The 7,596-nt window shown below is 71.4% G+C and carries 8 protein-coding genes and 1 pseudogene; 8 read left to right on the top strand and 1 reads right to left on the bottom strand.

The window, feature by feature from the left end; translation table 11 throughout:
- The 7 genes and pseudogenes from fbiC to WBN91_RS38310 all read left to right on the top strand — a co-directional run.
- A pseudogene (fbiC, locus tag WBN91_RS38340) lies at positions 1–495 on the top strand (7,8-didemethyl-8-hydroxy-5-deazariboflavin synthase); the annotation flags it as partial.
- A 91-nt stretch (positions 496–586) separates the two neighbouring features.
- On the top strand, positions 587–1,027 hold the full coding sequence (locus WBN91_RS38335) for an SgcJ/EcaC family oxidoreductase (RefSeq protein WP_337728796.1): 441 nt from the start codon (positions 587–589) through the stop codon (positions 1,025–1,027).
- Positions 1,020–1,658 (top strand): 2-phospho-L-lactate guanylyltransferase, encoded by a 639-nt coding sequence (gene cofC, locus WBN91_RS38330; RefSeq protein WP_337728795.1) that lies wholly within the window; start codon positions 1,020–1,022, stop codon positions 1,656–1,658. Before WBN91_RS38335 ends, cofC begins: the two co-directional genes overlap by 8 nt.
- Before the next feature lie 29 nt (positions 1,659–1,687).
- Positions 1,688–2,653 (top strand): LLM class flavin-dependent oxidoreductase, encoded by a 966-nt coding sequence (locus tag WBN91_RS38325; RefSeq protein ID WP_337728794.1) that lies wholly within the window; start codon positions 1,688–1,690, stop codon positions 2,651–2,653.
- Positions 2,654–2,663: 10 nt separating this feature from the next.
- Positions 2,664–3,413, top strand: coding sequence for an SDR family NAD(P)-dependent oxidoreductase (locus tag WBN91_RS38320; protein WP_337728793.1), 750 nt, complete (start codon positions 2,664–2,666; stop codon positions 3,411–3,413).
- A 171-nt stretch (positions 3,414–3,584) separates the two neighbouring features.
- Positions 3,585–4,466 (top strand): NAD(P)H-binding protein, encoded by an 882-nt coding sequence (locus WBN91_RS38315; RefSeq protein WP_337728792.1) that lies wholly within the window; start codon positions 3,585–3,587, stop codon positions 4,464–4,466.
- A gap of 132 nt (positions 4,467–4,598) precedes the next feature.
- Positions 4,599–6,167, top strand: a complete 1,569-nt coding sequence (locus tag WBN91_RS38310; RefSeq protein ID WP_337728791.1) for an FAD-binding oxidoreductase — start codon at positions 4,599–4,601, stop codon at positions 6,165–6,167.
- On the opposite strand, the gene WBN91_RS38305 is transcribed toward WBN91_RS38310, so the two are convergent.
- Complete coding sequence (locus tag WBN91_RS38305; protein ID WP_337728790.1) at positions 6,116–6,562, bottom strand: hypothetical protein; 447 nt, start codon at positions 6,560–6,562, stop codon at positions 6,116–6,118. The genes WBN91_RS38310 and WBN91_RS38305 overlap by 52 nt on opposite strands.
- 57 nt (positions 6,563–6,619) lie before the next feature.
- Here WBN91_RS38305 and WBN91_RS38300 point away from each other — a divergent pair, with 57 nt between their 5' ends.
- On the top strand, positions 6,620–7,408 hold the full coding sequence (locus tag WBN91_RS38300) for an MOSC domain-containing protein (RefSeq protein WP_337728789.1): 789 nt from the start codon (positions 6,620–6,622) through the stop codon (positions 7,406–7,408).
- Positions 7,409–7,596 lie beyond the last annotated feature (188 nt).

Genomic DNA, 7,596 nt, shown 5'->3' with positions numbered 1-7,596 from the left:
GGGATCCGGTCGTCCTCGACGATGATGTACGGCCACGTCGACCACCCCGGCCACTGGCTGGGCCACCTGCGCACCCTCGCGGCCCTGCAAGACCGCACCGGCGGCCTGACCGAATTCGTCGGCCTGCCCTTCGTGCACCGCAACGCGCCGATCTACCTGGCGGGCGTGGCACGGCCGGGTCCGACCCGACGGGACAACCGGGCGGTGCACGCGTTCGCGCGGCTGGCGTTGCACGGGCGGATCGACAACATCCAGTGCTCCTGGGTCAAGCTCGGCGACGAGGGCACCGCGGAGGTACTGCGCGGGGGTGCCAACGACCTGGGCGGGACGCTGATGGAAGAGACGATCAGCCGCATGGCCGGCTCCGAACACGGCTCCTCTCGCACCGTCCAACAGCTGCACACCACCGCGGCAATGGCAGGACGTCCCGCACGGGAACGCACCACGACATACGGATTTCCCGTCAACAGGGCAACCCAAGAGATGCCGGTATGAGCCCTGAGCGGAAAGATTGTTGAACCTGGTCGACTCAACTCGATCAGAGCGCACGGCAACGAGGTCGTGCGGAAGTACGGGGGAGTGGAGCATGGGAGAGACGACGACATCGAGAGCGCGTCCGGACCTGGACGAGACCGGGGTCCGCGCGGTCATCGACGGCATCGGGCGCGCGTGGGCGGACAACGACGCCGACGCGTTCGCCGACGCCTACACGCAGGACGCGACGATGGTCCTGTCGGGCGACCGGTTCCTGCGCGGTCGTGAGGTGATCCGCACGGTGGTGCGGCAACAGTTCGCCACCGCGCACCGCGGGACCACGCTGCTCCAGGACGTGGTGGACCTGAGGTTCCTGGGTCCGGGAGCCGCGGTCGCCACGACCGAGGGCGGGGTGCTCGCGCCCGGCGAGGCGCAACCGGCGGCGGAACGGGCGATCCGGGCCACGTGGGTGCTGGTGGACGACGGCGGGCAGTGGCGGATCACCGCCTACCAGAACACCAGGATGGCCGACGAAACGCTGCCCGGTGCGTGACCGCGCGCCCGGCGCGGTGGATCTCGTGGTCCCGGTGAAGGGCTTGGCGCGGGCCAAGACCAGGCTCGCGGACGCGGCCGGCGACCCGGCCGTGCGCGCTGCCCTGGCGCTCGCGTTCGCGCTCGACACCGTCGCCGCCGCCACGGCCGCGACCCGGGTCCGACGAGTGCTCGTGGTGACGTCGGACCCCGCGGTCGTGGCGGAGGTGACCGCGCTGGGCGTGCCGGCCGTCCCCGATCCGGGGACCGGTCTGAACGCGGCGGTCCGGGCCGGCGCGGAGGTCGTGCGCCGCCAGGACCCGGCCGCCGCGGTCGGCGTGCTGCCGGCGGACCTGCCCGCCCTGCGACCGGCCGAGCTGTCGGCGGCGGTCGCGGCGGCGGCGGGCCGGCGGGCCTTCTGCGCCGACCGGCCGGGCACCGGCACGACGTTGCTGCTCGCCGCCCCCGGCGCGGACCTGTGGCCTCGACTCGGCACCGGCTCGGCCCGCGCGCACGAGGACGGCGGCGCGGTCGCGTTGACCGGTGCCTGGCCATCACTGCGGTGCGATGTGGACACCGCGGAGGACCTGAGACTCGCGACCGCCCTCGGTCTGGGGCCGCGCAGCGCGGCCCTGGTCGCGGCCGGCGCTTGAGGTGGTGCTGGACGCACCTGGAGGAAGTTGTGCCCGCTGTGGAAGTCGGTGTCGCGTTGCCGGTGCGGGAGTCGGCGATGCTGGGACACCGCGACGCGAGTCCGTTGACGGACAAGGCGAAACAGGTCGAGGAACTGGGTTACGACTCGGTGTGGGTGGGGGACTCGTTCGTCGCCCGCCACCGGCTGGAGCCGCTGACCCTCCTCGCCGCGATCACGATGGTGACCGAGCGCGTGTCGGTCGGGACGGCGGCGCTCACCGCGTCGCTGCGCGACCCGCTGGCGCTGGCGCACACCGTTGCCACGCTCGACCAGCTCGCGGTCGGCAGGCTGCGCTTGGGCCTCGGGGTGGGTGCGCCGCTGCCGGTGGCCGAGGAGCACGCGGCGGTGACGATGTCCTACCGCGAACGGGTCGACCGGGTCGACGAGGCGGTGCGGCTGTGGAAGCGGTCGTGGCGCGGCGAGCGGGGCGAGCTGGTCGGCCGGTACGCGGACCTGACCGGGTTGCGCGACCAGTCGCCGCCGTTCACCCCGGGCGGACCGCCGGTGTGGATGGCGAGCAACGGCAAGCCCGGTGCGGTGGCCCGCGCGGGCGCGCTGTACGACGGGTGGTTGCCGGTGCGCATCGACCCCGACGAGTACCACCGGTCGTGGCAGGACATCCGCGCCGCCGCGACGGCCGCGGGCCGCGACCCCGACACCATCACCCCGGCGCTCTACGTCACGGCGTTCATCGACGAGGACGACGACGCGGCGCGGGCGGGGCTGGAGGCGTACACCCACCGCTACAACAACCTCCCGCTCGCGCCGATGACCGACTACCAGCTCTACTTCGGCGGGTCGGCGGCGCGGTTCACCCGCTGGCTGGGCGAGTACGTCGACGCCGGCGCGCGGCACGTGGTGCTGCGCATGGGGTCCTTCGACGACTACGACCACCACGTGCGCGTCATCGCCGACGAGGTCGTGCCCGCGCTGCACGAGTCGGTCCCGGTGTGAGGTGACGGGGATGCGGTTCGACGACAGGGTCGTCCTGGTCACCGGCGGCGGGACGGGGATCGGGCGGGCGACCGCGCGGGCGTTCGCGGCGCGGGGCGCGACCGTCGTGGTGGCGGGCATCGACGAGGAACCGTTGCGGGAGGCGGTGCGGACCATCGCGGACGAGGGCGGTCACGCCGCCCACATCCGGGTCGACGTGACCGACGAGGACCAGGTGCGGCACATGGTGCAGTCCACTGTGGACCGCCACGGGCGGCTGGACGTCGCGTTCAACAACGCGGGCGTCATGGTCGTCGGGCGGGTCGCGGAGCTGGACGGGGACCAGTGGGCGACCGCGCTGTCCATCGCCACCGGCACGTGGCTGTCGATGAAGCACGAGATCGCCCACATGCGCGCGAACGGCGGTGGCGTGATCGTGAACATGTCGTCGATCGTCGGGCCGCACCGCCGCATTCCCGGCACCGGCGCGTACGCGGCGGCCAAGGCCGCGATCACCGCGCTGAGCCGGACGGCGGCGTTGGAGCACATCGGCGACGGCATCCGGGTGGCCACGGTGAGCCCCGGCCCGATCGCGACGCCGCTGTCGCTGATCCGCGGCGAGACCCCGGCGCAGCAGGCGGCCCGGTTGGCGGGCGCGTTGCCGATCGGCCGGGCGGGGACGGTGGAGGAGGTGGCGGACGCGGTGCTGTGGCTGGCCTCGCCGGACGCCGCGTTCGCGGTGGGCACGGACATCGTGCTCGACGGCGGTGCGACCGCGTGACACGGCGGGTGGTGCCACCGCGTGAGGCGGGCGGGTGCCACCGCGTGAAGCGTGCGGGGGTGTCGGCTCGTGAGGCGTGCGGCGGTGCCACTGCGTGAGGCGTGAGGTGGTGTCGGCGCGTGAGGCGGGCCGGGCGTCGGCGGGTGAGGACGGAAGGGCGGAGGGGGAGACGTGATCCTGGTGGCGGGTGCGACCGGTGTGGTCGGTCGGGAGGTTGTGCGGCAGTTGGTCGCGCGTGGGGAGAAGGTGCGCGCGCTGGTGCGGCGGCGGGACCCGGCGTTGGGTGACGGGGTGGAGGTGGCGGTCGGCGACCTCGGGCACCCGCGGGCGCTGGAGGTCGCGATGTCCGGGGTGGACGCGGTGTTCGCCCTGACCGGCGGTGGTCCCGAGACGCCGCTGCACGACGCGAACCTGGTCGTGGCGGCGGCCGGTGCCGGGGTGCGGCACGTGGTCAAGCTGTCGATCATCGGCGCGGAGTACGGCTTCGACGACCTGGTGAGCACGTGGCACCTCGCGGGCGAACGCGTGGTCCGGCAGGTCGGCGCGCGGCCCGGCGGTCCGACGTGGACGTTCCTGCGCCCCGGCGAGTTCGGCTCCAACGCCCGGCTGTGGGCGGGTCCGGTCGCGGCCTCGGACACGGTGTTCTGGGCGCAGGTCGAGCCGCGCGTGGCCGTGATCGACCCGCGGGACGTGGCGGAGTTGGCCGTCCTCGCGCTCACCACGCCGGGCCACGAGGGACGGACCTACCGCATCAGCGGTCCCGAGGCGCTGTCCGTCGCGGAGCGGGTCGACCGGCTGGCCGCGCAGCTCGGCAGACCGCTGCGGCTGGTGGACGTGCCGGTGGCCGACGTCGTCGGCGCGGCGGCCCGCGCCGGGCGGCAGCCGCTGGTGGTCGAGACGACGCTGGGCAACCTCGGGCGCCCGGAGTTCCAGGAGGTCGCCGCGCGGGTCCTGCCCACGTTCGAACAGCTCGTCGGCAGGCCGCCGCGCACCTTCGACGACTGGGTGGCCGATCACCTCGACACCTTTCGGCCGCACCCGCGTCCGCAGTGATCGGGAATCATCGCGAATTCCCGCGAAGTCGCCTGCGCGGCGACGCCGGCGAGTATGGTCCGGGGCAACTCGGTGAAAAGGGGGAGTCTCATGTCGGAAGGGCCTGCATTAACACCCGGAGCACCGGCCGGTGTGCTCGTCGACGGTGATCGGAAAAAGATCGATCAAGGTCCGGTCACCGCCCACGACCAGCAGTACCTCGACCTGGTCACGGGTATGAACCAGCGCTGGAAAGGCGCACCGGAAACGGTGTGGGTGGTCGGTTCCGCGAAACAGGTCGAGGCCGTCGTGCAGGACGCCGTGAACCGCGGGAAAAGGCTGACCGTGCGTTCCGGCGGGCACTGCTTCGAGGACTTCGTGTACAACTCGGACGTGCAGGTCGTGATCGACGTGTCGGAGTTGAACGCGATCTACTACGACCCGGCGCACAACGCGATCGCGGTCGAGTCCGGCGCCACCGTGCTGGAGGTCTACGAGACGCTCTACAAGAAGTGGGGCGTGACCGTGCCGGCCGGTTTCTGCCACTCCGTGGGCGTGGGCGGACTGGTCAGCGGCGGCGGGTGGGGCCTGCTGGTGCGCCGGGACGGCCTCGTGGTCGACCACTTGTACGGCGTCGAGGTGGTCGTCGTGGACGACTCCGGCAAGGCGCGCACGGTGGTCGCCACGCGCGACGAGCACGACCCGAACCGCGAGCTGTGGTGGGCGCACACCGGCGGTGGCGGCGGCAGCTTCGGCGTGATCACCCGCTACCTGTTCCGCACGCCGGGCGCCTACGGCCGCGACCCGCGCGAGCTGCTGCCCCGCCCGCCGGCCGAGGTGTACCTCAGCGCGGTGGCGTGGCCGTGGGCGGAGGTGGACCGCGACGAGTTCTTCCGGCTCGTGCACAACTACGGCGCCTGGCACGTCGCCAACCGCGCCCCGGACAACCCCAACCGCGCCATCTCCAGCCTGCTCGGGCTCAACCACGTCTCCAACGGCTTCCTCGGCCTGGTCACCCAGATCGACGCGAACCTCCCCGACGCCGACGCGCTGCTGGACGACTACCTGGCCTTCATCGGCGACGGCATCCGCGTCGCGCCCGGCCCGCTCACCACGCCGATGGGCGAGATCAACGCCATGCCGCAGTTCGCCACACGCACCCGCATGCCGTGGCTCCAGGCGACCCGCTTCCTCGGGGCCACCAACGTGGCGATCAACGACCCGACCATGCGCGCGGAGTTCAAGTCCGCCTACATGGTGGGGGAGTACCCGGAAGCCCACCTCGCCGCCCTGCACAAGCACTTGACGCGCACCGACATCGTCAACCCCAACGTCAGCGTCGGCGTGACCCCGTACGGCGGGCAGGCCGGTGCCGTCGCCCCGTCCGACACCGCCGCGGTGCACCGGGGCGCGGCGTTCAAGATGCTGTGGTCGGCCTACTGGAACAACCCGGCCGAGGACGAGAAGTACGTGGCCTGGGCGCGGGAGAGCTACCAGGAGACCTATCAGGACACCGGCGGCGTCCCGGTGCCGAACGACGTGACCGACGGCTGTTACGTGAACTACGCCGACATCGACCTGGACGACCCGGCCCTGAACACGTCCGGTGTTTCGTCACAGGTCTTGTACCACAAGGAGAACTACCCGCGCTTGCAGCAGGTGAAGCTGCGCTACGACCCGACCGACTTCTTCCGCCACGGCCAATCCGTGCGCCTGCCCTGACCGTCCTTCGCGGGGGCGGCCCCGAGCCGCTCCCGCTGGGCTGGGGTGAACAGCTTGTGGACCACCAGCGCGGCCACCGTGAACGCTACCGCCGGCGCTACGACTGTGGCCGTTAGGCCCATTGGGCCGGTGGTGAAGAGCACCAGTACTGCGAGCACTGCCCCGATCGAGGCGGTTAGTAGTGGGCGTTGGGCGCCGAATGCGCGAAGGAGCAGCCAGCCCAGCAGCCAGACGACGACGGGGTACAGGGCGATCGCTGCTAGGAGTGTCCCCCAGCCGCAGTCCTGGCCGTACGACCCGCACACGGCCCGTCCGCCTGCCGCGAACAACGCCAGGGTGCCTACGGCGGTCAAGGAACCGGCCAGTGCTGCGGGGAGAACGTGCTGCTTGTGCATGTCGAGGATCATCCCAGACGACGTACCCCTGGTGGTTGAGGCGGGTATTTTGGTGGCATGGCAACGGTTTCCGCGCTGATGGCTTACCCCGTCAAGGGATGTGCAGGGGTTGCTTTGGAGCGCTCCGAGGTGTGGACGACCGGTTTGGCCCACGACCGGTTGTTCGCGGTGGTCGGGTCGGATGGGGCCTGCTTGTGGCAGGGCGAGACTCCGAGGTTGGCTGCGGTTCGGGTTCGGGTGCTGGATGGGGGCGCGAGGGTGGCGTTGAGTGCGTCCGGCGCTGGGGAGGTGGTGTGGGACGTGGTGACGGAGGGTGCTGTCCGGCCGGTGGAGGTGGAGAAGTGGCCGGGGGGTGGAGTGGATCAGGGGGAGGATGTGGCGGGGTGGCTGTCGGAGGTGCTGGGCAGGGCGGTGCGGTTGGTGCGGGAGCCTGATCGGGCTGGTCGTGCGCGGGGGGATGCGGATCCTACTGCGGTGCACGTTCTGTCGGTGTCCTCTTTGGAGGGGTTGAACGCGCGGATTGTGGCGCGGGGGGAGGAGCCGTTGCCTATGGATCGGTTTCGGCCGAATGTTGTGGTGAGTGGGTGGCCGGAGCCGCATACCGAGGATCGGGTGCGGCGGATGGGGATCGGTGGGGCTGAGATCGGGTTTGGGGAGTTGGCTATTCGGTGTGTGGTTACCCGGGTTGATCAGTCGAGTGGGGTGCGGATGGGGCTGGAGCCTTTGCGGACGTTGGCTGAGTATCGGCGGGAGCCCGATGGGGTTAGTTTTGGGTTGAAGGCGGCGGTGTTGATGCCGGGTGAGATCGCGGTTGGTGATGCCGTCACGGTCACCGAGTGGCAGTGACCGGTTTTGGTGCGCGGAGCGCGTTCGAGCTTGCGAGCGCGGAGCGCGTTGCGTTTGGACCCGCGAAGCGTGGATTTGGGGAGTGGAGCGTTCCGTTCAAAGATTAAAAGCGCCTCGCCGGCGGGCAGGCCGCCAAGGATGACACAACTACAAGGGCGGGGGCTTCTTGCTTGTGCCATCCCCGTATG

It is taken from the genome of Saccharothrix sp. CCNWYY140, from assembly GCF_037401995.1.
In the GTDB taxonomy this organism is placed as follows: domain Bacteria; phylum Actinomycetota; class Actinomycetes; order Mycobacteriales; family Pseudonocardiaceae; genus Actinosynnema.
This window is presented reverse-complemented; position numbering and strand designations above follow the sequence as displayed.

Bases quoted from the DNA above. Each gene is read 5' to 3' on its own strand.
- WBN91_RS38320 (WP_337728793.1), top strand. From the start codon at position 2,664: ATGCGGTTCGACGACAGGGTCGTCCTGGTCACCGGCGGCGGGACGGGG.
- WBN91_RS38335 (WP_337728796.1), top strand. From the start codon at position 587: ATGGGAGAGACGACGACATCGAGAGCGCGTCCGGACCTGGACGAGACC.
- WBN91_RS38305 (WP_337728790.1), bottom strand. From the start codon at position 6,562: ATGCACAAGCAGCACGTTCTCCCCGCAGCACTGGCCGGTTCCTTGACC.
- WBN91_RS38300 (WP_337728789.1), top strand. From the start codon at position 6,620: ATGGCAACGGTTTCCGCGCTGATGGCTTACCCCGTCAAGGGATGTGCA.